This is a genomic window from Halomonas sp. OfavH-34-E, from assembly GCF_024124525.1.
Taxonomy (GTDB): Bacteria; Pseudomonadota; Gammaproteobacteria; order Pseudomonadales; family Halomonadaceae; genus Halomonas; species Halomonas litopenaei.
This window is the reverse complement of record NZ_JAMXRY010000038.1, coordinates 30,277-53,127: the sequence shown is the minus strand read 5'-3', so window position 1 is coordinate 53,127 and position 22,851 is coordinate 30,277. Positions and strand designations below refer to the sequence as shown.

Genomic DNA, 22,851 nt, shown 5'->3' with positions numbered 1-22,851 from the left:
GCCTCGGCCCAGGGGCAGGCCCTGGTGCTTTCCGGTAGCTGCTCGCGGGCGACCCTGGCCCAGGTCGAGCACTTCCTCGAGCGCCATCCGGGGATCGCCCTGGACCCGCTGGCGCTGGCCGAGGGTGACGCGCCCATCGCCGAAGCGCTGGACTTCGTGCGTCGCCACTATCGGGACTCGCCGGATGAACCGGTGCTGGTCTACGCCTCGGCTGCACCCGAGCGGGTCAAGGCCGCCCAGCAGCGCCTGGGTGTGGCCAAGGCGGGCGAGCTGGTCGAGCGGGCCCTGGCGACCCTGGCCGCCACCCTGGTGGACGAAGGTGTCGGCAGGTTGCTGGTGGCCGGCGGCGAGACCTCCGGTGCGGTGGTCTCGGCGCTGTCGCTGGACCAGTTGCATATCGGCGGGCAGATCGATGCCGGGGTGCCCTGGACCCAGGCCCGCGTCGGCGGGTCGACCCTGTCGCTGGCGCTCAAGTCCGGCAACTTCGGCGGCGTCGATATCTTCAGCCGCGGCTTTAAGGTGCTCAAGGAGATGAGCCAATGAGTGCACGTGACGTCAATCGTCTGCGCGAGCAGATCGCGACCTACGGCAAGTCATTGTTCGACCGCGGCCTGACCATGGGCTCCAGCGGTAATATCAGTGTGCGTCTGGACGACGGCGGCTGGTTGATGACCCCGACCAACGCCTGCCTGGGACGACTCGATCCGGCCAGCATCTCGACGTTGTCGGCGACGGGGGAATGGCTCGATGGCGACAAGCCGACCAAGGAAAGTTTCCTTCATATGGCGATGTACGCCGAGCGGCCCCAGTCCGAGGCCATCGTCCATCTGCACTCGACCCACTCGGTGGCGGTATCCTGCCTGCCGGATGTGGACCACCACGACTGCATTCCGCCGCTGACCGCCTACTACGTGATGCGCGTCGGCCGCCTGCCGCTGGTGCCCTATCACGTGCCGGGGGACCCCAGCCTTGGCGACGCGGTACGTGGGCTCGCCGGCAAGCACAGCGCGGTGCTGCTGGCCAACCACGGCCCGGTGGTGGCGGGCAAGTCGCTGGAGGCAGCGGTCTACGCCACCGAAGAGCTCGAGGAGACCGCCAAGCTGTTCCTGCTGCTGCGCGGCCAGAATCCTCGTGGGTTGACCCCAGAACAGGTAGAGGAACTCGAAGCACGCTTCCCCCGCGACTGACCCGGGGCTATTGGCGTCGGGGGTGTCGACACGGCCCCGATACTGGGCCCCCGACGCGAGGCCCGCACGACAATGACAATCAGGAGAGCGAGATGCCCCGCCTGGCCGCCAACCTCAGCATGATGTTCACCGAGCACGCCTTTCTCGACCGCTTTGGCGCCGCCGCCAAGGCGGGCTTTGCCGGCGTCGAGTACCTCTTCCCCTACGATTTCGAGGCGCACGAACTGCGTGAGCGGCTCGACCAACATGGGCTGACGCAGGTGCTGTTCAACCTGCCCCCCGGCGACTGGGAGGCTGGCGAGCGAGGCCTTGCCAGCCTGCCGGGGCGCGAGGGGGAGTTCCGCGAGGGGCTCGAGCGTGCGCTCGACTACGCCGCGGCGCTCGACTGTCCGCGCCTGCATGCCATGGCGGGGCTGCTGCCGCAAGGCGCCAGCGAGGCCACCCGAGAGGCCCATCTGGCCACCTACGTCGACAACCTTTCCCATGCCGCCGAGGCCTGTGGCCGGGCCGGGCGCACCCTGTTGATCGAGCCGATCAACGGTCGCGACATGCCGGGATTCCTGTTGCAGCGCCAGGAGCTTGCCAGGGAGGTGATCCAGCGCGTCGGCTCGCCCCACCTCAGGCTGCAGTTCGACCTGTACCACTGCCAGATCGTCCAGGGCGACCTGATCCGTACCCTGGAAAGCCAGTTCGATGTGGTCGGACACGTGCAGCTCGCCGGGGTCCCGGAGCGCCATGAACCGGACCAGGGTGAGGTGAACTTTGGCTCGGTGCTTGAGCGTCTCGACGCCCTTGGCTATGACGGCTGGGTCGGCTGTGAATACCGCCCCGCAGGTGACACCGTCGATGGCCTGGGCTGGGCGCGCGCCCATGGCGTTGTTGCCAGCTAACTCGTCACTGGATAAAGCGGGCCGTCGTCACAAAATTAAGGAGAGCTTCCATGCATGTCTTGATGACTGGTGCCTCTGGTGTATCGCTGGGGCAGCGCCCGGCGTGGGCCATCGTCACCAACGGAGGAGAGCTTCCATGCATATCTTGATAACCGGTGCAGCCGGCTTCCTTGGCCAACGCCTGGTCCAGGCGCTGCTGGCCAAGGGCGAGGTCAACGGCCAGCCGCTTTCGCGCCTGACCCTGGTCGACCAGAGCACGCCGCCTCACCCACAGGAGGCGGGCCAGGTGGCGGTGACGTCCACCGCTCGGGACCTCACCGAAGAGGGAGCCTGGGACGCCCTGCTGGATGGCGCCCCGGACGTGATCTACCACCTGGCAGCGGTGGTCAGTTCTGCCGCCGAGGCCGATCTGGAGCTTGGGCTAGCGGTCAACTTCGACGCCACCCGGGCGCTGCTCGACGGCTGTCGCCAGCGTGGCCTGGCCGCGACCCGGGTGATCATGGCCAGCTCGGTGGCGGTGTACGGCGGCGAGCTGCCTGAGGTGCTCGACGACATGACCGCGCTGCGGCCCCAGAGCTCCTACGGCAGCCAGAAGGCCATGTGCGAGTTGCTGATCAACGACTACAGCCGGCGCGGCCTGGTCGACGGTCTGGTGCTGCGCCTGCCGACCATCGTCATTCGTCCAGGCCGGCCCAACGCTGCGGCCTCGAGTTTTGCCTCCAGTATCCTGCGCGAGCCCTTGAACGGCGAGGCCGCGGTGTGCCCGGTGCCCACCGAGCTCGAATTGTTCGTGATGTCGCCTGGCAAGGTGGTTCAGGCGCTGGTCCACGGCGCCGAAGTCGCCGCCGATGCCCTGGGTGACTTCCGCGCCTTCATGCTGCCGGGTATCAGCGTAAGCGTGGCGGCCATGCTCGACGCGCTGGAGCGTCAGGGTGGCGCTCCAGCGCGGGAGCTGGTGAGTTTCGAGCCGGATGAGCGTATCCGCGCCATCGTCGAGAGCTGGCCTGGGCGCTTTCGTACCGACAAGGCCGAGGCCCTTGGCTTTGTCGGTGACAGCGACTTCGATGCCATCGTCGAGGCCTTTGTCGAGGATCAGGCGACGGGCTAGCGGTGGGGAATCGGGGCTGAAGGCGGTTGCCCAGGGTCTGGCGCGGGTGCCTAGCGCGGGGGCTTGGCGAGAGTTCTTGGCGAGAGCCCTTAGCGAGGGTGCTTAGCGTGGATCTTCGGGGGTATCCAGGTCGCGCACCACGCCGGGATCATCGACGTCGATCTCGAGCAGTGCCTGGCGGTGGCGGTGCAGTAACGCTCGGGCGCCGTCCTGGGCGTGAAGCTGCGTCATCTCGGACCAGAAGTCGCAGCCAACGATCACCGGGTGGCCGGGTTGGCCGTGAAAGCGCGGCCTGACCAGTCGGTCGGCCCTGGCGCTGGCGGCAAGCCGGCGGCAAGTCGGTGCCGAGATCCAGGCCATGTCGCCGAGCCATACCGCCGCTGCGGTGAGCTCAGTACGTTGCTGCTGGCGTTGCTGAAGCAGCCAGCGAAAGGCCGCCGACAGGCTGTCGCCGAGGGCGTCGCTGGGACGTTCAAGCGACAGCAGCTCGAGGTTGGCAGACGGTGCAAGGTCCCAGTCGGCGAGGCTCTCGCCCGGCCCCAGCACCACCAGCCGCCGAGGGGTCAGCTCGGCCGCCGCCGCAAGGCTTGCCGCCAGCAGCCGACGACCATCCTTGAGGCGTGCATGGCGCTTGTCCGCGGCGCCGAAGCGCCGTGAACGACCCGCCGCCGCTACTACACAAATCAGTGGGGTGACGTGGGACGGATGGCGGCTTTCCTCACAAGAGGGGGTTGAAGCGGGAGTGCCCGACTGGCCGCTAGAGCGCATGGCGGTCCTTGCCCCGGCGTACCCGAACGATATCGGCCATCACCGCCAGGGCGATCTCCGCCGGGGTCTTGCTGCCCAGGTTCAAGCCGATCGGCATATGGATACGCGCGATCTCGTCATCGCTCAGACCACCGCTGCGGGATAGCCGCTCTGCCCGTGCCCGGGACGTCTGCAGCGATCCCATCACTCCGATATAGAACGCCTCGGAGCGTACCGCCTCGATCATCGCCAGATCATCGATGCGCGGGTCGTGGGTCAGTGCCACCACCGCCGTGGCAGCATGGCAGCCGCCTTCGGCGATAAAGCGGGACGGTAGGGTCGCCACCTTCTCGATGTTGCCGGAGGCGCCCCCGAGTTCATCGATAAAGGACTCCAGCATGCCTTCCCGAGGGTCGCAGACGATCACCTCGAAGCCGAGCCCCACGGCGAACTGGGCGCAGGCGACGGCCACCGGCGAGACCCCGGCAAGCAGCAGTCGGGCGGCTGGGCCGACGCGCAGTTGCGCACTGGCCTCACCATTCCCATCGACCAGAACGACGCGATCACCCAGGCCATCGTCTTGAACGAGTGAACGCGCGCCGCTGTCCAGATCGACGCGGCGAATCAGCGGCTTGCGTCCTTCCAGCGCCGCCTCCAGGGCGGAGAAGTGCGCCAGTGCCGCCTGGTCGGGGGCGAAGCGTTCGACCAGGACGTCGAGCACGCCGCCGCAGGGAAGGCTGGGCGCCGGGTAGTCGACGTCGTCGCCGGCGCCGTAGCGCACCCGCCTGACCGGCGTATCGAAATCACCCTGCCCAAGGCGCTCAAGAAAGTCCTCCTCGACGCAGCCGCCGGACAGCGAGCCAACGTGATCGCCGTCACGGGTGGCAGCCAGCCAGGCGCCGGGTTCGCGTGGCGAGGAGCCATAGGTGGACAGCACCGTGGCCAGCCACAGGGTGCGCCCGTCGCGCAGCCAGGCGAGGGCACGTCGCACCACCCTAAGATCCAGATGTTGCATGGTCAGCGTGTCCTGTGTGTGACGAGCGCCACGCGATCAGCGTGGCGCTCGGGTGGCGGGTCAGGCCCCCAGTGCGGCCTTGAGCGCCTCCGGCCGCATCGGCAGGTCGCGCAGGCGCACGCCGGTGGCGTGAGCGATGGCGTTGGCGATGGCCGGCGCTACAACGCAGGTGCCAGGTTCGCCTAAGCCGACCGGGGTGTGGTCGTTGTCGACGAATTCAAGGTCCAGCTCCGGCACCTGATGCATGCGCAGCGGCGTATAGCTGTTCAGGTTGAGGTCCGCAGGCTGGCCTTCGGCGTACTCGGTGCCTTCGTGCAGGGCCATCGACAGGCCCCATAGCAGCGAGCCCTCCAACTGGGCCATGGCACCGTCGGGATGGGCCAGGGTGCCGGCATCCACCACCGAGGTCAGCTTCTCGACCGTCACCTCGCCGCTGGCACGATCCACCTTGACGCGGGCGACACAGGCCACCCAGGTCGGCATATGGCGTTCCTGGCCGAAGCTCAGCGCCACACCGAGACCGGTGTCCTCGGGCAGGGCGTCTCGCTCGTTCCAGCCGGCCTTGTCGAGGGTGCGTTCGAGCACTGTCTTGAGGCGCTCGGCGCCGCCGACGCTGTTGGGCGCCTCGCCGGCGTTGCGTCCTTCGGCCTTGAGCAGGTTCCGGCGGAACTCGGCAGGGTCCTGGTCGGCGGCCAGTGCCAGTTCGTCGATATGGCTCTCCACCGCCCAGGTGGTCCAGCCTGGCCCCACCGCACGCAGATAGCCGGGAACGAAGGCCTCGTGGGCCTTGTGGTTCTGCTGGGCCCACACCCGCTGGGCGCCCAGTGCGTACCAGTGGTCGGCACCACTGATGGCAAAGGAATCGATCTTGCCGCCACCTTCGACGAATTCGCCGAGAAAGCCGGGTGCGATATCGGCGGTGGGCCAGCCGGCGGCGGCGGCGTGTTCGCTGGCCTGGATGGCGCCGTCGGCTGCCAGGGCCGAGCGCAGCCGCTGCACCGAGGGTGAGCGCACGCAATCCATGCGACTGTCATCGGGGCGGGTAAAGACCATCTTGACCGGGGCACCCACGGCCTTGGCGGCCAGCGCCGCAGGCACGGCATAGTCGCCATAGAGACGGCGTCCGAAGCCGCCGCCCAGATAGTACTGGTGGAAGGTCACCTGGCTCTCGTCGACTTCCAGCGCCTTGGCTACCAGGGGCACCGCCACGGACTGCTGCTGGTTGCCGCAGTGGACGTGCCAGTGGCCGTCGCGCTCGACCACGGTGGCGTTGACCGGCTCGAGCTGGAAGTGCAGCACGCTGGACGTGGTGTAGGTGGCATCGATCAGCGACACGTCCTCGGCGGACGCGGCCTGCTCGAGGGTGGACGTCACCTCGCCGATATCGACGAACAGGGCGCTGTTGTCACGGCTCGGTGACTGGGTCAGACGGCGGCCTTCATCGAGAATGTCGGCCTCGGTGATCGAGATGCCGGAGCCGTTTTCCCATTCAATCTTCAGCGCATCGGTGGCACGCATGGCGGCGGAAAAGTTGTCGGCGATCACCGCCAGCCAGCCCTGGCACAGGCCCGAGGGGTCTTCCAGACGGATGGTCTGGCGATAGCCGGCGATGGACTGGGCCGCGCTGTCATCGATGGAGGTGGCGCGGGAGCCGAAACGGGTAGGCGGCAGCACCGGGCGGGCATAGAGCATCCCTTCGACCTTGGCGTCGATGCCGAAGACGGCCTCACCGGTGGTCTTGGCGGGGATGTCCTGGGCCCGGCCGGAGGTGCCCAGCACGCGGCGCTCGGAGGCCGGCTTGAGCTCGATGGCTTCAAGCTCTTCGGCGCTGTAGCTGCGCGACAGGGTGCCGCTGGCAACGATCTCGCCGTAGCCGATGCGCTTGTCGCCGCTGATGACCTGACCGTCACGGGCCTGGCAGTCGGCGGCGTCGACCTCGAGCAGGCGCGCACCTGCTTCGATCAGCGCCTGGCGTCCGGCGGCGCCGGCACGGGACAGCGGCAGGAAGCTGTGGTTCACCGACCAGCTGCCCCCGGTGATCATGTAACCCCACTTGGGGTCGCTGTCGACGTATTCGATGGCGATCGTCGCCGGGTCGACCTCAAGCTCCTCGGCCACCAGGCGGGCCAGGCTGGTGCCCACGTGCTGGCCCATCTCGGCCTTTGTGCAGTGCAGGGTGACGTGACCCTGGGCGTCGATGGCGTACCACAGGGTCGGCTCGAAGCGACCCTTGGCCAGGGCCTCGCTGGCCGCGTCGGCGGCGCCGAAGGCCATGCCGGGCAGGCCAAAGGCGAGCACTGCGCTGGCGCCCAGGGTGCCGATCAGAAAGCCGCGGCGGCTAAGACCGGGGCCAGCTTGGCGATCGGCTGGGGACGTATCGCTGCGGACTGCGGAAGCGCCCCGATGGGCCGCCAGGGTGTCATCAAACCGGCTCATGGCGGGGCTCCTCGGCGCTGGTACGGGTTTCGCTGCGGGCAGCAGTAGAGGAGGCGGGGTCGAAGGTCTCGACGCCGCCCTGCTGAAGCGAGGAGGCGCGTTTCACCGCGCGATGGATGCGCACGTAGGCCATGCAGCGGCACAGGTTGCCGCTCATGCCCTGGGTGATCTCGTCATCGCTGGGGGAAGGCTTGCGCTTGAGCAGATCGGCCGCCTGCATGATCTGGCCGGATTGGCAGTAACCGCACTGGGGCACCTGCTCTTCTCGCCAGGCCTGTTGCAGCGGGTGGTTGCCGTCGGCGTCGAGGCCTTCGATGGTGGTGATCTCGGCACCTTCGGCGGCGGCCAGCGGCAGCACGCAGCTACGCGTGGCGGAGCCGTTGAAGTGGATGGTGCAGGCGCCGCACTGGGCGATGCCGCAGCCGAACTTGGTGCCGGTCAGGCCCAGGGTATCGCGCAGTACCCACAGCAGTGGGGTCTGGGGATCCACCTCGACGCTCACCGCTTCGCCGTTCAGGGTGAAGCTGGTCATGGGGGCTGGTTCCTCGCTGGTTTCATTGCGTAGCTTCAGGGTCCGTTGGTGCTTCTGATTTTTCTTGTATGCGTCCCTTTTACCCGTTCTTGGGGCAACAGGGGACGCGAGGACGGTCGGGATGCCGTAACTGGCACACCATCTGCCTCTTAATAAGCGATGTCGCGATACTATAGACCAGTCGACTAGTGGGCAACGTTGAATGCGGGAACGGGCGAAATGCGTGGATGGCGGTTACCGCAAAGGCGCCGGGGGCGTCTGACGCCTCTCGTGGTGGGACTGCTTCTCGACATGGAGTTCAGGGCGTCAGTGAATCTAGCTCTCGCTGAGACGTCGATGGAGTGCGTCGCCCTTGAGCATTTCGGGGTTCAGGCGAACGCCCAGCCCGGGTTCGCCGCTGACGCGGATCATGCCGTCCTCGACCGGCGGCAGGCCCTCGACGCAGTCGGCGTACCAGCCGTAGTAGAAGGCCCGGGTGAATTCCTGCTCGGCGACGTTGGCAAGCGCCATGGCCAGGTGGGTGGATACCGCCAGCGTCACCGGGCCGGAACAATCATGGAAGGCGATCGGGCGGCCCTCGGCTTCGGCCAGGGCGGCGGCCTTGCGGGCGAAGCTGACGCCGCCGCCCCAGGTCACGTCGATGATCGGGGTGTGGATACGTCCGCGATGCAGCAGGTCGCGAATCTGCCCCAGGCCGCCGAGGGTCTCGCCGCCGGCCAGGGGGACGCAGGTGTCGGCCAGCTCGCCGAGCTGGTCGAAGCGATCCATCCACAGTGGGTCCTCGATCCAGTCCGGGTCGATGGGGGCCAGCGCCTGGCAGATGGTGCGCGCCGCCGGCAGACTCCAGAGCCCGTGCAGTTCCGCCTTCAGGCGCATGCGATCGCCGTGGACGCGACGGATCTCCTCGAACGGCCACAGCGCACGATTGAGATCGGCGGGCGAGATGGACATGCCGTGGCGGGCGCCTTCGGCGAAGTCGAAGGGCCAGATCTTCATGGCGGATATGCCCATCTCGAGGAGCTCTGCGGCGAGCTCTGCCGGACGCTCGAGAAAGGCGTCCAGGTCCTCGTAGCGGGGAGACGTCCCGTCATCCCCCGAGCCACCCTTGATGCCGAAGTTGTCCGGGCGTACCTCGGCGGACTTGGACACATAGTCGGGGCCGGCGCAGGTGTTGTAGAGCGGCACGCGCTCTCGGGTAGCGCCACCGAGCAGGTCATGCAGGGGCAGGCCGGCACGCTGACCGGCAAGGTCCCACAGGGCCACGTCGATGGCGGACAGCGCGCGGGTCTCGGCACTGGTGCCGCCAAAGCCCACGTAGGGTTGCATCTTGCGATGCAGCGCCTCGATGCGGGAGGCATCCTCGCCCAGCAGCAGGGGAGCGAGGCGGCCATGAACATCGGCATCGATGGCGTCGGTGCCGAACCAGCTCTCGCCCAGGCCCACCAGGCCGTCCTCGGTGTGGACGCGCACCCAGATCAGCGACGGACGAGCCGCAGGCCGCAGGGTTTCGATACGCTGGATCTTCATGCTGGTCTCCGCAAGGTTCAGTGTTTCGCTACCGTTGATCGGCCCCGTTCGTCATCGCCGCGTACCGCCACCGTTCACCGCTGTTGTGCATCTTCAATGGCCACCCTCGCTGACGTCGCTTGATCCGCTCAGGCAGCTTGCGGGTGGCCGCCGTCAAATGACGTGTGACGCAAGCATCATGGCTGCTTTGACTGTGATTCGCCGAGCAGACTGACCAATTCCGGGACCAGTCTTTCACCGTGGCCGGCATCGACGATGTCCTGGTAGAGCCGGGTGATCGCCTGGCTGAGCTGGCGCGAGGCGCCGAGGTCCTCGGACATGCTTTGATAGTAGCCCACGTCCTTGAGCGAGTTGGACAGGCTGAAGCGGAAGCCTGCAGGGTCGGCGTCGGTCAGGAAGGGACGCAGGCGTTCGAGCACCACGCCGCCGCCGCCACCGTTGCCCAGCACCTCGAGCAGCACGGCGTCGTCGATGCCGGCGCGTCGGGAGGCGGCGCTGGCCTCGGCCAGTACGGCGGTGAAGCCCAGCGAGACGAAATTGTGCAATAGCTTCAGGGTGTGGCCGGCGCCCACCGGGCCGCCGTGGGTGATGTGCTCGGCGAAGGCGCCAAACAGCGGCTTGAGCTCGTCAAACAGCGCCTGATCGGCACCGACGATCAGGTTGAGGCGGCCCTCGGCGGCCTCCTTCGGGGTGCGGGTCATGGCGGCGTCGACGAAACGGCCACCGGCCTCGCGCACCCTGGCGTCGATGGCCTGGGTGGAGCTGGGGATGGCGGTGGAGCAGTCAACCACGATCTGGCCTGGCTTGAGCCCCTCCAGCACGCCGCCTTCGTCGAACAGCACGCTTTCCACCTGGGGAGTGCCGGTGACGCACAGGATCACCAGATCGGCGGTCTCGGCGACCTCGCGGGCGCTGGTCAGAGCGCTTGCCCCTTTGTCGATCAGGTCGTCGCTGGGCTGATTGCCGGGGTGATCGAGAAAGCTCAGGCGATGGTCCGCGCGCAGCAGGCTGGTGGCGATCCCGTGGCCCATCAGGCCGACGCCGATCAGGCCGACGTGAAGCGAGGTGGTCATGTCCCTTTCCTTGTGGTGGTGGTAGTGGTGATGATGGTGGTTGGTGCTTGATAGTCCTGGGTGACGGCCTAGAGGAGGGCCGGCACCTTTCGTGCCAGGCCCAGACGTTTCCAGCGACGTCTAGCCGTGATGAATCGCAATGGTCTTGATGCGGGTATAGCTCCTGAGCCCTTCAAAGCCCTTTTCGCGGCCGTGGCCGGAGCGGCCGACGCCGCCGAATGGGAGCTCGATACCACCGGCGGCGCCGTAGTTGTTGACGAACACCTGGCCCGAACGGATCGCCTTGGCCAGACGCAGTTGGCGGCCGCCGTCGGCGGTCCAGATGCCCGCACACAGGCCGAAGTCGGTGGCGTTGGCCAGGCGTGCGGCCTCGGCCTCGTCGGCGAAGGCCTGGACCACCAGTACCGGCCCGAACAGCTCCTCGCGGCTGACGCCGTGGCCTTGCGGCACCTGGGTCAACAGGTGGGGGACCACGAAGTGGCCGTCCCGGGGGGCGTCGTCGGCCAGGCGTCCACGGGCGGCGATGTGGATACCGTCATCCTGTGCCGCCTGGATCAGCGTCATCACCTTGTCGCGCTGGCGTTCATTGATCAGCGGTCCGCAGTCCGGGTCGTTCTCGCCGACGTCACAGGTCAACCGCGCGAAACGCTCGCTCAGTGCCGCCACCACCTCATCGTGGATGCTCTGCTCCACCAACAGACGGCTGCCGGCGGAACAGGTCTGGCCGGCGTTCTGGATGATCCCGCGTACCACGGCGTCCAGGGCGCGTTCACGGTCGGCGTCGGCGAACATCAGCTGGGGCGACTTGCCGCCGAGTTCCATGGTCACCGGCACGTGGTGCACCGCCGCCGCCTGAGTCACCAGGGTGCCGGTCTCCGGCGAGCCGGTGAACGACAGATGGTCGATGCCGGGGTGGGCGGCCAGGGCGGCGCCGGCTTCACGGCCGAGGCCAGGCACCAGGTTGAGCGCGCCTTCCGGTAGGCCGCAGTCGACGGCCAGCTGGGCCAGGCGCAGCACGCTCAGACAGGCGTCCTCGGCGGGCTTGAGCACGCAGGTGTTGCCGGCGGCCAGCGCCGCCGCCACGCAGCGTCCGAAGATCTGGGCCGGGTAGTTCCAGGGGATGATCTGGGCGCACACGCCCCAGGGTTCACGCAGCGTCATCACCGCATAGTCGGAATCGAAGGGGATGGTCTCGCCGTGGAGCTTGTCAGCGGCGCCGGCGTAGAAACGGAAGTAGCGCGCGCAGGCGGCGATATCGCCCCGGGCCTGGCTGATCGGCTTGCCGGTGTCGGCACACTCGAGGGCGGCCAGGGTGTCCCTGTCGGCGTCGATGGCCTGGCTGAAGGCGTACAGCAATTCACTGCGCGCCCGCGCCGAGAACGTCGACCACTGGCCAAGCTCGCCTGTGAAGGCTGCCCGGGCGGAGGCCACCGCAGCATCGACGTCGGCTGCGCTGGACGCGGCGATACGGGCGATGACCTCGCCACTGGCCGGTCGCAGCACCTCGAGGGTGTCGGCGGTATCGACCCAGTGACCGCCGATCAGGGCGCCGGTGGGTGGAGTGAGGGGGAGGGCGTGCATTCTGTCGACTCCTGAGAAGGGGCGGAAGATGGGGTGGGCCCCGGCGCGGCCGGGGCAGTGATCGGTATCAGTACAAAAGATCGACCAGGCCCAGCGAGATCCAGGGCATGTAGGTGATGGCCATCAGGCAGACCAGCACCACCAGCACGAAGCGCGCAAGCCAGGGGATCAGCTCGTCGATGGACAGCTTGGCCACCGCGCAGGCGGCGAACAGATTGACCCCTAGCGGAGGGGTGAACATGCCGAGCGCCAGGTTGACCACCACGATCAGGCCGAAGTGCACCGGGTCGATGCCGTACTGCACGGCGATGGGGGTGAAGATCGGGGCCAGCACCAGGATCGCCGCCGAGGTCTCGACGAACATGCCGATCACCAGCAGCATCACGTTCACCGCCAGCAGGAAGCTGACCGGGCTCTCGAACACCTGGGTGACCCAGGCGGCAACCTCGCCGGGCAGCCCCGAGCGGCTGATCAGGAAGCTGAACAGCGCCGCCGCCGAGATGATCAGCATCACCGTGGCGGTGGAAATCACGCTCTGGCGCAGGATCGGCACCAGCTCCGACAACGGCAGCTCACGGTAGACCAGACCGCCGACGATCAGGGCGTAGAACACCGCCACCGCCGAGGCCTCGGTGGGGGTGAAGACCCCGCCATAGATGCCGCCGATGACCACCACCGGCATCAGCAGAGCGGCCCAGGCGCGACGCATTGAGGTGGTGAAGGCGGCGCGATCCTCGCGGTCGCGCAGGCCGTAGCCGCGCAGCTTGCAGAAGATGTACAGAAACAGCAGCAGCGCCGAGCCGATCAACAACCCCGGACCGATACCGGCAATGAACAGGCGCCCGATCGAGGTGTCGGTGCTGACGCCGTAGAGGATCAAGGGGATGGAGGGCGGGATCAGTACGCCGAGCTCCGCCGAGGAGGCCTGGATCGAGGCCGCCAGCGGACGCGGGTAGTCGTGGGCCACCATCGCCGGAATCAGGATGGAGCCGATGGCGAAGGTAGTGGCCACGCTCGAGCCGGAAACCGCGGCGAACATCATGCAGGTCAGCACGCAGGTCATGGCGAGCCCGCCCTGGAGCCCGCCGACGATGGACTTGGCCAGGTCCACCAGGCGCTGGGAGATGCCGCCGGCGGCCATCAGGTTGCCGGCCAGGATAAAGAAGGGGATCGCCATCAGCGGGAAGTTGTCGATGCCGACGAACATCTGCTGGGGCACCATCAGCAGCGGAAAACGGGTGAAGAACTCGATACCGATCACCGACGCCAGCAGGATCGACACGGCGATCGGCACGCCCAGGGCGAACAGGATGATCAGCGACAGTCCGATAGCGGCGTTCATGGCTGCTTCCTCCCTTCGGTACCGGACGAGGTCCCAGTGTCAGGGCCAGGACTGGATTCGGGTTCAGGCACGTGTGCGGGGGCCTCGGCATCGACCACGCCGATGGTCTCGCGTCCGGTCAACTGGGCGATCAGTCGAGTGATCACCGACAGCAGCGAAAAGGCGGCGCCGATCGGAATGGCGGCGTAGATCCAGGCGATCGAGATGCCGACGCCGGAGAGCATCTGGTTCTGCACGCGCAGCGTCATCTGATAGCCGTAGATCACCAGGATCGCCAGGACGATCATGCAGCAGGTGGCGATCAGTATCTCCAGCGCCTTGAGGGCGGAGGTCGGCACCAGCTTGTAGATCACTTCGACGGCCATCATGTAGCCGCCGCGAAAGGTCGCTGCGGCGCCCAGAAAGACGCACCAGATCATGGTGGAGCGGGCCATCACCTCCGACCAGGTGGAGGGGGCGTCGAACACGAACCGGGTCAGCACCTGGTAGAAGCCAAGGCTTACCGAGGCGATCAACATCAGCACCGCTGCGTAGAGGGCGACCTGGGAGATGGCCCGCTCGAGACGGAAGAACAGATCCAGCATGGGGCTTTCCTCATCGCGGGTAAGGCCCGAGGACGGGTCAGGCTTGACCGCCCAAGTGCTCGCCAACGGCAGGTAGCGAGCGCTCGGGCGGGAAGGTCAGTCGAGGATCAGTGGACGATCAGCTGCCGCAGTCGCTGGAGCGAATGCGATCGAGCATTTCCGAGCCGTACTCGTCGGTGTAGACCGAGTAGGAGGGCTCGACGGCGGCCTGGAACTGGGACTTGTCGATGTCATCGACCACGGTCATGCCCTTGGCCTTGAGTTCCTCGACGCCTTCGGTCTCGAGTCTCGACACCATTGCTCGCGTGGCCTCGGCGCCGGCCTGGGCGGCCTCCATGAACCAGCCCTTCTGCTCATCGGACAGGCCGTCCCAGAGGATCGGCGAGGCCAGCATGATGGCCGGAGAATAGACGTGGCCGGTCAGCGACAGGCGATCCTGGACCTCCCACAGATTGCCGGTGAGGATCACCGAGATGGGGTTTTCCTGGCCGTCCACGGTGCCCTGCTGCAGCGCGGTAAACAGCTCCGGGAAGGCCATCGGTGTCGGATGCACGCCCATCTCGTTGAACGCCGCCATGTGCATCTCGTTTTCCATGGTGCGGATCTTGAGACCCTGGGCGTCTTCGGGGGTCTCGATGTCACGCTGGCTGTTGGTCATGTGGCGGAAGCCGTTCTCGGTCCAGGCAAGACCCACCAGATCGTGCTCGCCGATCTTGTCGAGCAGGTCCTGGCCGACCTCGCCATCCAGCACGCAGCGGGCGTGGTCGTAGTCCTTGAACAGAAACGGCAGGTCGAGCACGTAGGTCTCGGGGACGAAGTTGCCCAGCGGCCCGGTGGAGGTGACAACGGCGTCGATGGTGCCGATCTGCAGGCCTTCGATCATGGCTCGCTCGCCGCCCAGCGCACCGGAAGACTGCTCGTTGACCGTGAATTCGCCGTCGGACAGCTCCTCCAGGGTCGCCTTGAAGGCATCGATACCCTCGGAGTAGTGAGAGCTGTCCGAGGTGGTGTGGCCGACGGTGATGGTCTGGGCGGCGGCAGCCGGCAGGGCAAACCCGGCCAGTGCCACCGCCAGCAGGCAGGGCTTGAGGTGAAAGGCGGGGCGGCGTGTTGCGTGGCGTACAGTCGTCGTCATTGTTGTTTCCTCTTTGCGGGATGACGCTTGGGTGTGGCCGTGCCCGGTGGCACGGCCGGATCAGTGCTCGTGGTCGGCCAGGGCTCGTCCTCGCCTCAGCCGCTCGAAGTAGTCGTCGCCACCGATCTGACCGCCCTTGAAGGCGATCTCTAGATCCTGGTAGCGCGGGTCGTCGCTGTGGGCCTGGCACAGCGGCGAACCCGGGGTGTCCGGCAGCGGCATCTTGACCGTCAGGGCATGGATGTTCAGGGCGGTGATGGCATGGCTCGAGGTGTCGCCGCCGGCCACGCACACCCGGGTCAGCCCCTGATCGTCCACCAGCGCCTTGAGCATCTCGCCGAGGGCCTTGCCGAGACTGTGACGGCTGGATTCGGTGGCCAGGCTGTCGTCGTGGCTGTCGGGCCCCATGGCGGTGTGCAGGATGACGCTGCGGCCACTGCTCAGGGCATCCAGTGCCTTGAGGATGGCGGTAGCCATGGCCTCGTTGCGATGGGCGGGGATGGCCAGGCTGCGAGCGTCGAGCTCGATGCGCTGAAAACCGGCATGCTCGACCGCCCAGTGAATCTGGCGTGCAGTGGTGCTGGAGACGCTGCCGGAGACCACCGCGATGCGCTCGACCGTACGGGGCGGTGTAAAGTCCTCGCCCCCTGCCACCAGCCCCAGGCGTTGCCATTCGGCGAGCAGGGCATACTCGACGCCGGACGAGCCGACCACGAAGCCGCCCTTGCCGCCTTGTTGCTGCGGGCGAGTGCGCCAGAGTTGATGACCCACCGCCTGTTGATGGGTGGGTTCGAGCACGTCGAACAGCACCGCCGGATGCTCGGCGAGGGCGTGATCCACGCGTTCGTCGATATCCGGCAGGGCCAGGCCGGGCACATCGATCAGACCCACCTGCAGGGTGGTCTGGGCGGCCAGGTGGCGGCGCAGGTCCGCCTCGTGCATGGGGGTGACCGGGTGGCGCGACATCACGGGGTGTCGATCGATGCGGTAGATCTGATCCTGATAGGCGGCGTAGAGCTCGCCGAAGACGGTGTAGCGGCGCATCTGCGGCACCCCCACCACCAGTGGGATCGGTGTCTCGCCGAAGACGCCGCGCGCGACCTCCATGGCACAACCGATGCTGCCGACCTCGGGGCTGCTGTCGAAGGTGGAGCAGGTCTTGTAGTGGGTCAGCGCTGCGCCCTGTTCGGCCAGCCACTGGAAGGAACGCTTGAGCTCGCGGCGCATCCAGTCATTGGACTCGCTGCGGCTGGTGCCGGCCAGACCCAGGGCACGACAGTGGTCGAAGCGGGCGCGCTGCTCGGCGCTGGGGCGAGCGGTGAACAGCACACTGGGGACGCCCTGGCAGGCCAGGGCCTCGAGCGCGTCGGTGGAGCCGGTCAGGTCGTCGCCGTAGTAGCTCAGCAGCAGGTCGTTCATGGGCAGAAGGTCTCCAGAGCCTGGGCCAATTCGCCATGGTCACGGGCGTGGTCGGACAGCGAGATGCCGCGTGCAGCGGCGTCGTAGGCCTGGCGCAGGCTTCTGACGCCGGCGGCGATACCTCCAGGGTGGGCCATGATGCCGCCGCCTGCGGTTACGATCATGTCGCTGCCGCCCCCCATGGCGCGACAGGTGTCGATTGCCTGGCAGGCGGTCTGGTTGGACGAGAATACCGGCATCACGGTGTGGGCCGGTCCCGGGGGCTCGAACAGCGGCGTCAGGCAGGCCCGGGCGCTGGCGGCGACGCTGTCGTCGGATTCCGAAAACTTGTTGGCCAGACCGTTGACGTGAAGGTGATCGACGCCGGCCAGGCGCCAGAAGGTCTGCCAGGCGGCGAAGTCCATGCCCAGCAGCGGCTCCCGGCTGAACATGCCCCAGCCGGCGCGGTGGCCGTGGATGGGCAGCTCACAGTGGCGCCGCAGATGACTGACGCCGGCCAGACCCACCGCGTTCAGGGCGACCATCACACAGCTACCGCCGGCGGCCAGCACGTGGTCGTGGTGCCGGCGCATCTCGTCGATCTCGCCGGTGATGTTGAAGGCCACCATGACCTTGCGTCCGGTGCGCTGCTCATGTTCGAGCACCAGCGGCATGATCGCGTCGACCCGCTCGGTGAACGGGCAGTGCGGGCCGTTGGCCTGGAGTTCATCGTCCTTGATGAAGTCGATGCCGCCATCCAGCAGTTCCTTCACCACCTCGGCGGTGGCATCGGGTGAGAGCCCGACGCTGGGCTTGATGATGGTGCCGATCAGGGGGCCCTGGTCGACGCCGCTGAGGCGGCGGGTGCCGTCGATGCCGAACTGGGGCCCGGGGCAGGCCTCGGCAAAGGCGTGGGGCAGGCTGACGTCGAGCAGCCTGAGCCCGGAGAATTCCTTGAGTTCATACAGATTGCCGGCGAGGGTGGCCATCAGCGTGGTCAGTGACGGACCGAGGTTCTCAATGGGCCAGGACAATCGCACCCGGGCGCGCTGGTAGCGGGTGCCGGGCGGCTGGGGCCGGGTCGGCATGGGCAGCGAGGGCGCGTCGACGCTGTCGAGCAATTCGATGGACTCGACCCTGGCCGCATGACGCTTTCGAAAGTCATCGGTTTCCGCGGCCAGGCGGGTGAAGGTGCCGCAGGATTGCTCCCCGGCCATCACCTGGCAGGCCTGCTCCACCTCGAAGGGGGTCTCGATCAGGTAGCTGGCTTCGATTCGGTTCATGCCTGGCCTCTTGGTACTCGCGATGGCGCTGTCGTCAGACTCTGTGGAGAGCGTGGCCCCTCAGGTGATGCGCTGAATGCTGTCGGCGATGGCGTCCGGCTCGAACACCCGCTTCCAGTCATCGCGCATCAGCATCGGCTTGCCGTTCTCGATCGCCTTGTTGCAGGCATCCGAGAAAGCGCCGGGCTGTTCATCGAAGATCACCGCACCGAGGATGTTGAGATGGCCAAGCAGAAAGTCCCTGGCGCACTCATGGCTGACGCCTCGATCCACGACTTCGTCCATCGCTTCACGCATCACCGATAACAGTGTGGCACATACCGTTTCCGACAGACCGGGTTCCAGCAGCGCCATCTGTTCAACGCTGACGCGATGGCTGCGCCCGACGGGGGCATAGATGGTCCTGGCCACGGCCTCGCCGAGGGCAAAGTGGCGGTCATCGCCCTGCATCAAGGCGCTGACGATATGCTGGGTGGCGTGGCTGCCGCCGAAATAGTCGCGCTTGGCCTCGAGGGTGGTCTCGTCGTTGAAGATCGGGGGGTGGCAAGGGTGAGTGACGAAGTAGACCAGGTCGTCACGTTCGGGCAGATGGCCGGCGAAGGGGGCGGCGGCGTCCAGGCAGACCACCATGGTGCCGGCTTCGATCGACGGTGACAGCTCGGCGGCAATCTTCTGGATCAGGGTGTCGGGAACGGCCAGGATGACCACATCCGCGCCGGCCACCGCCTGCTCGGCGCTGTCGACGCACTCGATGTCGAGTTCGTCGCGAAGCCGTTGGCGGCCCTGTTCGCTGACCTCGACGTGACGCACGTCGAAGTCCGAAGTCTTGAGATTGCGGGAGAGGCGGGCGCCCATCTTGCCGCCGGCACCGATCAAGGCAATGGTCGTCATGGCCAGGTAACCTGTGTGAAAAAGTGGAAGAGGCAAGCTTTACTACAACTGGTATGATGACAATATAAGTGGCCGAGGCTGTCAAACACGACCTTGGTCGAGTGTCATGTTCCAGGCCCGCTGGCATGGGTATGCTGCGGGGCCTGGCGCCGCGAGGTAGAGGCCATGAGCGACTCGTTGAAAATTTCTCGCCGCAAACTGTCCGACGAGGTGTTCGATCGGCTTTATCAGCAACTGCTGAACGGCGACTATGCGCCGGGGGACAGCCTGCCCTCTGAGCGGGAATTGATGGATACCTTCGGGGTCGGCCGGCCGGCCATCCGCGAAGCGATGCAGGCGCTGGAGCGACTGGGGCTGGTGTCCATCCACCACGGGCAGCGGCCCAAGGTGCTGACGCCCAGTGCCGACGGCATGCTGGCCCAGATAGAACTGACCGCGATGCACCTGCTGTCGACCGAACCCGCCTCGCTCGAACACCTCAAGGAGGCGCGGCTATTCTTCGAGGTGGGCATGGTGGCGCGGGCGGCGCGGCAGGTGGGCGCCAAGGATCTGGCGCGCCTCGAGGCGCTGGTGGAGCGCCAGCGGGTGGCGTTGAACAAGGACATCGATGCCTTTATCGCGGCGGACATGGGGTTTCATGTTGCCATCGCCGAGACCACCGGTAACCCTATCTTCATCGCGGTCAGTCGGGCGATGTTCGAGTGGCTGGCCAGGTTCCATACCTCGCTGATCCACTGGAAAGGCAGCGAGCATGTGACGCTGGAGGAGCACGAGCGCATCCTGGCGGCGTTGAAGAACGGCGACGAAGGCGCTGCCATTCGCGAGATGACGCGTCATCTGGAAAGGGCGCGTTCGGTGTACGCTCCCAGTTGAGGGCGCATTGATCCCCGCTTTTGACGCTCGCCCCGGACGGGCGACACTTATCGAGAAGGAACGGGACCTTGGATAGTGATCTGGTCTACGCCCTGGACATGGCGGGGACGGTGGTCTTCGCCCTGTCGGGCATCTTGCTGGCGTGCCGCTCACGCATGGATCCCATCGGCATGCTGGTGCTGGCGGCGGTGACCGCCGTCGGAGGAGGGACCCTGCGTGATCTGGTGCTGGGTGTCGCCCCGGTGTTCTGGATCCGCGATCCGACCTATCTTTGGGTGATCCTGGCCACGGTGCTGTGCGCGCTGGTCGGATTTCACTATATCCATCGCCTCAATCGGGTGGTGCTGCCGGTGGCCGACGCCTTTGGTCTGGCGCTGTTCGTGATCATTGGTGCCAACAAGGCGATGCTGCTGGGGACCTCGGGGGTCGTGGCGGTGTTGATGGGGCTGTTTACCGGGGTGGCCGGCGGCATGATCCGTGACGTGCTGGCAAGGCGGGTGCCGATGGTGCTGTGTCGTGAGGTCTATGCCACCGCCGCCATCGCCGGCGGTGTGGTCTTCGTGGCATTGGCAAGCCTCGGCGCCCCCAGGCTTGGCATTCTGCTGTCGCTTGTCACCACCCTGGGGCTGCGGCTCGCGGCAATCCGCTGGCAGCTGGCGCTGCCGGTGCTGGCCTGGGTGGTGATCGAGCCATCTCCTGGCCAGTCGGCGTCGAGTCGGACGGCGGATGCCGACGCCGCAGCGGTGCCGGCTGACCCGGCGGCGATGCCGGCCGATGGCATTGACACACCGCTGACGTCGGCCCGTGAGACGGCATCGTCCGCCGACGTCGCGCGTCCCAAGATGCGGGTGAGGATGGTCTCCCGAAGCAAGGCCGCCCGCCTGTGGCCCGAGGATGAGGACGTCGACTGAGCCCTCGATTGACGGTTTTCTTCCTCGATGCTCGAGCATCGCCGTCTGCAACTCTGTGCTGGGATCTCTGCGATCGATGCCAGGCGATTGCCTCTGGCGCGGGCAGGCGGGAGGCATCTATCTTGCGGGTGTGACGCCCATCCTCGGGCGTTGCTCGCCGGCAGGAGAGATGGCATGGACAGTGCAGTTTGTCGCTTGTGGAAGAGGTCGCGAGCTGCGGCTGTGCTTATGGTGCTGCTGCTGGCGTCGGGGTTGGCCGTATCGGTGGGTGCTCACAGCGTCTCGGCCGGCGCTGGCAGCGAGTCGGCGCTCACTGTCAGGACTGCCTGTGCTGACTGCGCACGCGCCGCCGCCGAGATCCGTGCCGTCTACGAAACCTCCTTCGACCTTCTTCCCGCCGACAAGCAGCGCCACTACGCCCAGCGGCTGTGGCGGGTGACCGGTGACCCTGCCTACCTATGCGCCAATCATGCCTACGGCCGACGTCTGCTCGATCAGCTCGCGCGTGACGCCTTCACCGTCGCGGACAGTGACCGGCTTCGCCAGCGCAATCGCGAGTTGCTGGCGGCCTACCCCGAGACCAGCCCCAAGCAGCGTCGGCGCAAGGCCATGCTGTCGGAACATGTCGACATGATGCTGCCTCGGGGCATCCTGTTTCGGCTGGCCCAGGCCCGCTACCACGGCTTGCTTGGACAACTTTCCGAGGCTGACCGGCGCTCGCTTGAACAGGCCGTGGGCGCAGTGGATTGGCGGGCCTTTCTGACCGACCCCGAGGTGGTGTCGGTGTATGCCGCCCAGGTGGCCAACCAGGCCGCCTTCCTGGCCCAGCTGGGGATCGTGGATCTGCGTGGCGAACTCGCCCGGGCCTTTCGTGACCGTTATCCGCCCGGACGGATCGAGGAGCTGTCACCGGCGGAATATCGCAACTGGGTCTACGGCCTGACCCACTTCATCATCGCCGCGAGCCACTACTACCAGCGGATGCTGTCCGACGGCGAGCTCGATTGGGCGGTGGCGGCGTTGCTCGGCCAGGGAGAAGCGTTGTTGCAGGTCAAGGCCGATATCATCGCCGAGGTGGCGCTGTCGCTGCAGTTGGCAGGGCAGGCCGATCATCCGCTGGTGGCGGTGCTGCATGAAGCGCTGCTGGCACGACGGGATCCGCAGTCGGGCATCCTGCCCGCCACCGACGGCGGGTTCGATCTGGGCGAAGGTGAGCATCGCAACGTGCTGGCGATCATGACGCTGGGGTGGGACGGGCGGTTGTATTCAGGGCCCCGGCTGGTCCTCAAGGACATCTCCGAGGAGCGTGACTGCCGACTGCCTGGGCGGTCCCTGGCAACGTCGCCAGAGGACTGAGTTGGAGGCCGGGTCGGAAGTCCGCTCAAGGGTCGGGTCGAGAGGCCAGACACTCGACCGATGCCTCGCTATACCCGGCAGCTCGACGTCGAGCGCCACAGGCTCCCCAGTCCGTCGAGGTGGTCCCGGGTAGCGGGCAACTGGGCCCCCAGTGACTCGTGCAGACGAAGGTAAAGCGGCGTCAGCAGCGGATTGCGTTCGCGCTCGGCGCATTCGTTGTCGATGTAGTAGGCACGCCGGGTACCGCAGTAGTGGATGGTGTCGCTCACCGGCTGGAAACGAAAGCCGGACAGGGTCAACAGCCGCGCCAGGGGAGGCTCCATCAGGGCGTAGAGGTGTCGCCGTGCGGTCAGGCCGGCAAGGGCGTGGGCGCTCAAGAACAGGCCGGTGACGATCAACGGAAATGCCTGGCGTTCCTCCGGAGGAAACTGTACCGGCAGCGTTTCTTCGCCCTTGCTTGGGGCCCGGAAAAGCCGCGAGATCGCCAGGCGAGAAATTTCGGCGATCTGGCGCCCGTCGTGCTGTCGCGGATGTAGCGAAGGCGCCGTGAAGACGCTGCGGGTGGCGTTCATCACCGGCAGGTCATCCGGACGATCGACGGGGGGAAATACCAGCCGCACGCAGCCCGCCGCGAGACCGCTTGAGCGATGTTCGACCAGGCAGTGGATGGCCTGTTCATCGAAGTCATCATGCTCCTGTTGCTTGTCACTGTCGCCTGGCAGGGCGTATTGAAGCTCACGTAGAAAGACGTCATGGCGCAGCGAATAGACCCGCTCCCTGTCCGCGACCGTCTTTACCAGGATCACCCGGAACTGGTCGGCGAACTGCTCCAGCAGGCGCTGTTGCCGGGATGGCCTCTCGGTGTCTGCTGCTGGCATGGGGGATCACCTCCGTGTTGTTATAGCCGGGCCGTAAAGGTCCGGCGGGCGCCCGGCTCCCTGCACCAGTACGCCCTGTCTATGATAATACCCATTCAATATGC

General features: G+C 66.8%; 20 protein-coding genes and 1 pseudogene. 7 read left to right on the top strand and 14 right to left on the bottom strand.

Features of this window, described 5'->3' with window-relative positions; translation table 11 throughout:
• From NH448_RS16205 to denD, 4 genes are all read left to right on the top strand, one after another.
• The coding region (locus tag NH448_RS16205) for a nucleotide-binding domain containing protein (RefSeq protein ID WP_290442830.1) at positions 1 to 543 on the top strand (543 nt) is incomplete at its 5' end.
• Positions 540 to 1,187 carry a 3-oxo-tetronate 4-phosphate decarboxylase gene (gene otnC / locus NH448_RS16200; protein WP_045990915.1) on the top strand — a complete coding sequence of 216 codons (648 nt, stop codon included), beginning with the start codon at positions 540 to 542 and terminating at the stop codon, positions 1,185 to 1,187. The genes NH448_RS16205 and otnC, both read left to right, overlap by 4 nt.
• 92 nt (positions 1,188 to 1,279) lie before the next feature.
• Entirely contained in the window at positions 1,280 to 2,077 is a 798-nt protein-coding gene (otnI, locus tag NH448_RS16195) for a 2-oxo-tetronate isomerase (RefSeq protein WP_124802839.1), read from the top strand.
• A gap of 136 nt (positions 2,078 to 2,213) precedes the next feature.
• A complete protein-coding gene (denD, locus tag NH448_RS16190) occupies positions 2,214 to 3,185 on the top strand; it encodes a D-erythronate dehydrogenase (RefSeq protein ID WP_124802837.1) in 972 nt (323 codons plus the stop codon).
• A gap of 102 nt (positions 3,186 to 3,287) precedes the next feature.
• Here the strand turns inward: denD and NH448_RS16185 are convergent, their stop codons facing one another.
• The 13 genes and pseudogenes from NH448_RS16185 to NH448_RS16125 all read right to left on the bottom strand — a co-directional run bounded on the left by NH448_RS16185 (position 3,288) and on the right by NH448_RS16125 (position 18,729).
• Positions 3,288 to 3,953 carry an NTP transferase domain-containing protein gene (locus NH448_RS16185; RefSeq protein ID WP_124802835.1) on the bottom strand — a complete coding sequence of 222 codons (666 nt, stop codon included), beginning with the start codon at positions 3,951 to 3,953 and terminating at the stop codon, positions 3,288 to 3,290.
• A complete protein-coding gene (locus NH448_RS16180) occupies positions 3,943 to 4,947 on the bottom strand; it encodes an XdhC family protein (RefSeq protein ID WP_124802833.1) in 1,005 nt (334 codons plus the stop codon). Before NH448_RS16180 ends, NH448_RS16185 begins: the two co-directional genes overlap by 11 nt.
• Positions 4,948 to 5,007: 60 nt before the next feature.
• Positions 5,008 to 7,383: a molybdopterin cofactor-binding domain-containing protein gene (locus NH448_RS16175; protein ID WP_124802831.1), complete on the bottom strand. Its 2,376-nt coding sequence runs from the start codon at positions 7,381 to 7,383 to the stop codon at positions 5,008 to 5,010.
• A gap of 85 nt (positions 7,384 to 7,468) precedes the next feature.
• Positions 7,469 to 7,915, bottom strand: a pseudogene (locus NH448_RS16170) ((2Fe-2S)-binding protein); the annotation flags it as partial.
• A 315-nt stretch (positions 7,916 to 8,230) separates the two neighbouring features.
• The gene (locus NH448_RS16165; protein WP_045991770.1) at positions 8,231 to 9,442 is read right to left on the bottom strand and encodes a mandelate racemase/muconate lactonizing enzyme family protein; all 1,212 of its coding nucleotides are present in this window, start codon (positions 9,440 to 9,442) and stop codon (positions 8,231 to 8,233) included.
• 176 nt (positions 9,443 to 9,618) lie between these two features.
• The gene (locus NH448_RS16160; RefSeq protein WP_045991769.1) at positions 9,619 to 10,515 is read right to left on the bottom strand and encodes an NAD(P)-dependent oxidoreductase; all 897 of its coding nucleotides are present in this window, start codon (positions 10,513 to 10,515) and stop codon (positions 9,619 to 9,621) included.
• A gap of 120 nt (positions 10,516 to 10,635) precedes the next feature.
• Positions 10,636 to 12,096 (bottom strand): aldehyde dehydrogenase family protein, encoded by a 1,461-nt coding sequence (locus NH448_RS16155; RefSeq protein WP_253029029.1) that lies wholly within the window; start codon positions 12,094 to 12,096, stop codon positions 10,636 to 10,638.
• Positions 12,097 to 12,163: 67 nt separating this feature from the next.
• A complete protein-coding gene (locus NH448_RS16150; protein ID WP_124802823.1) occupies positions 12,164 to 13,438 on the bottom strand; it encodes a TRAP transporter large permease in 1,275 nt (424 codons plus the stop codon).
• On the bottom strand, positions 13,435 to 14,022 hold the full coding sequence (locus tag NH448_RS16145) for a TRAP transporter small permease (protein WP_222568219.1): 588 nt from the start codon (positions 14,020 to 14,022) through the stop codon (positions 13,435 to 13,437). Before NH448_RS16145 ends, NH448_RS16150 begins: the two co-directional genes overlap by 4 nt.
• A gap of 118 nt (positions 14,023 to 14,140) precedes the next feature.
• Positions 14,141 to 15,157 (bottom strand): TRAP transporter substrate-binding protein, encoded by a 1,017-nt coding sequence (locus tag NH448_RS16140; protein WP_253029028.1) that lies wholly within the window; start codon positions 15,155 to 15,157, stop codon positions 14,141 to 14,143.
• A gap of 60 nt (positions 15,158 to 15,217) precedes the next feature.
• Positions 15,218 to 16,576, bottom strand: a complete 1,359-nt coding sequence (locus tag NH448_RS16135; protein ID WP_253029027.1) for a four-carbon acid sugar kinase family protein — start codon at positions 16,574 to 16,576, stop codon at positions 15,218 to 15,220.
• A complete protein-coding gene (locus tag NH448_RS16130) occupies positions 16,573 to 17,838 on the bottom strand; it encodes a ribulose-bisphosphate carboxylase large subunit family protein (RefSeq protein WP_253029026.1) in 1,266 nt (421 codons plus the stop codon). Before NH448_RS16130 ends, NH448_RS16135 begins: the two co-directional genes overlap by 4 nt.
• 60 nt (positions 17,839 to 17,898) lie before the next feature.
• Positions 17,899 to 18,729, bottom strand: a complete 831-nt coding sequence (locus tag NH448_RS16125; protein ID WP_108448026.1) for a phosphogluconate dehydrogenase C-terminal domain-containing protein — start codon at positions 18,727 to 18,729, stop codon at positions 17,899 to 17,901.
• A gap of 165 nt (positions 18,730 to 18,894) precedes the next feature.
• On the opposite strand from NH448_RS16125, the gene nanR reads away from it, so the two are divergent.
• The 3 genes from nanR to NH448_RS16110 all read left to right on the top strand — a co-directional run bounded on the left by nanR (position 18,895) and on the right by NH448_RS16110 (position 21,869).
• Positions 18,895 to 19,602 (top strand): transcriptional regulator NanR, encoded by a 708-nt coding sequence (gene nanR, locus NH448_RS16120; RefSeq protein WP_045991761.1) that lies wholly within the window; start codon positions 18,895 to 18,897, stop codon positions 19,600 to 19,602.
• A gap of 98 nt (positions 19,603 to 19,700) precedes the next feature.
• Positions 19,701 to 20,513 carry a trimeric intracellular cation channel family protein gene (locus NH448_RS16115; protein ID WP_083970256.1) on the top strand — a complete coding sequence of 271 codons (813 nt, stop codon included), beginning with the start codon at positions 19,701 to 19,703 and terminating at the stop codon, positions 20,511 to 20,513.
• Positions 20,514 to 20,741: 228 nt separating this feature from the next.
• Positions 20,742 to 21,869 (top strand): DUF3541 domain-containing protein, encoded by a 1,128-nt coding sequence (locus NH448_RS16110; protein ID WP_253029030.1) that lies wholly within the window; start codon positions 20,742 to 20,744, stop codon positions 21,867 to 21,869.
• A 68-nt stretch (positions 21,870 to 21,937) separates the two neighbouring features.
• On the opposite strand, the gene NH448_RS16105 is transcribed toward NH448_RS16110, so the two are convergent.
• The gene (locus NH448_RS16105; protein WP_052704270.1) at positions 21,938 to 22,747 is read right to left on the bottom strand and encodes a PEP-CTERM/exosortase system-associated acyltransferase; all 810 of its coding nucleotides are present in this window, start codon (positions 22,745 to 22,747) and stop codon (positions 21,938 to 21,940) included.
• Positions 22,748 to 22,851 lie beyond the last annotated feature (104 nt).

Excerpts from the sequence above, each read along its gene's own strand:
- NH448_RS16105 (WP_052704270.1), bottom strand. The coding sequence starts at position 22,747 with ATGCCAGCAGCAGACACCGAGAGGCCATCCCGGCAACAGCGCCTGCTG.
- NH448_RS16165 (WP_045991770.1), bottom strand. The coding sequence starts at position 9,442 with ATGAAGATCCAGCGTATCGAAACCCTGCGGCCTGCGGCTCGTCCGTCG.
- nanR (WP_045991761.1), top strand. The coding sequence starts at position 18,895 with ATGAGCGACTCGTTGAAAATTTCTCGCCGCAAACTGTCCGACGAGGTG.
- NH448_RS16130 (WP_253029026.1), bottom strand. The coding sequence starts at position 17,838 with ATGAACCGAATCGAAGCCAGCTACCTGATCGAGACCCCCTTCGAGGTG.
- NH448_RS16145 (WP_222568219.1), bottom strand. The coding sequence starts at position 14,022 with ATGCTGGATCTGTTCTTCCGTCTCGAGCGGGCCATCTCCCAGGTCGCC.
- NH448_RS16150 (WP_124802823.1), bottom strand. The coding sequence starts at position 13,438 with ATGAACGCCGCTATCGGACTGTCGCTGATCATCCTGTTCGCCCTGGGC.
- otnC (WP_045990915.1), top strand. The coding sequence starts at position 540 with ATGAGTGCACGTGACGTCAATCGTCTGCGCGAGCAGATCGCGACCTAC.
- NH448_RS16110 (WP_253029030.1), top strand. The coding sequence starts at position 20,742 with ATGGTGCTGCTGCTGGCGTCGGGGTTGGCCGTATCGGTGGGTGCTCAC.
- NH448_RS16125 (WP_108448026.1), bottom strand. The coding sequence starts at position 18,729 with ATGACGACCATTGCCTTGATCGGTGCCGGCGGCAAGATGGGCGCCCGC.
- NH448_RS16135 (WP_253029027.1), bottom strand. The coding sequence starts at position 16,576 with ATGAACGACCTGCTGCTGAGCTACTACGGCGACGACCTGACCGGCTCC.
- NH448_RS16155 (WP_253029029.1), bottom strand. The coding sequence starts at position 12,096 with ATGCACGCCCTCCCCCTCACTCCACCCACCGGCGCCCTGATCGGCGGT.
- NH448_RS16180 (WP_124802833.1), bottom strand. The coding sequence starts at position 4,947 with ATGCAACATCTGGATCTTAGGGTGGTGCGACGTGCCCTCGCCTGGCTG.
- NH448_RS16185 (WP_124802835.1), bottom strand. The coding sequence starts at position 3,953 with ATGCGCTCTAGCGGCCAGTCGGGCACTCCCGCTTCAACCCCCTCTTGT.
- NH448_RS16140 (WP_253029028.1), bottom strand. The coding sequence starts at position 15,157 with ATGACGACGACTGTACGCCACGCAACACGCCGCCCCGCCTTTCACCTC.
- NH448_RS16175 (WP_124802831.1), bottom strand. The coding sequence starts at position 7,383 with ATGAGCCGGTTTGATGACACCCTGGCGGCCCATCGGGGCGCTTCCGCA.
- NH448_RS16160 (WP_045991769.1), bottom strand. The coding sequence starts at position 10,515 with ATGACCACCTCGCTTCACGTCGGCCTGATCGGCGTCGGCCTGATGGGC.
- denD (WP_124802837.1), top strand. The coding sequence starts at position 2,214 with ATGCATATCTTGATAACCGGTGCAGCCGGCTTCCTTGGCCAACGCCTG.
- NH448_RS16115 (WP_083970256.1), top strand. The coding sequence starts at position 19,701 with ATGGCGGGGACGGTGGTCTTCGCCCTGTCGGGCATCTTGCTGGCGTGC.
- otnI (WP_124802839.1), top strand. The coding sequence starts at position 1,280 with ATGCCCCGCCTGGCCGCCAACCTCAGCATGATGTTCACCGAGCACGCC.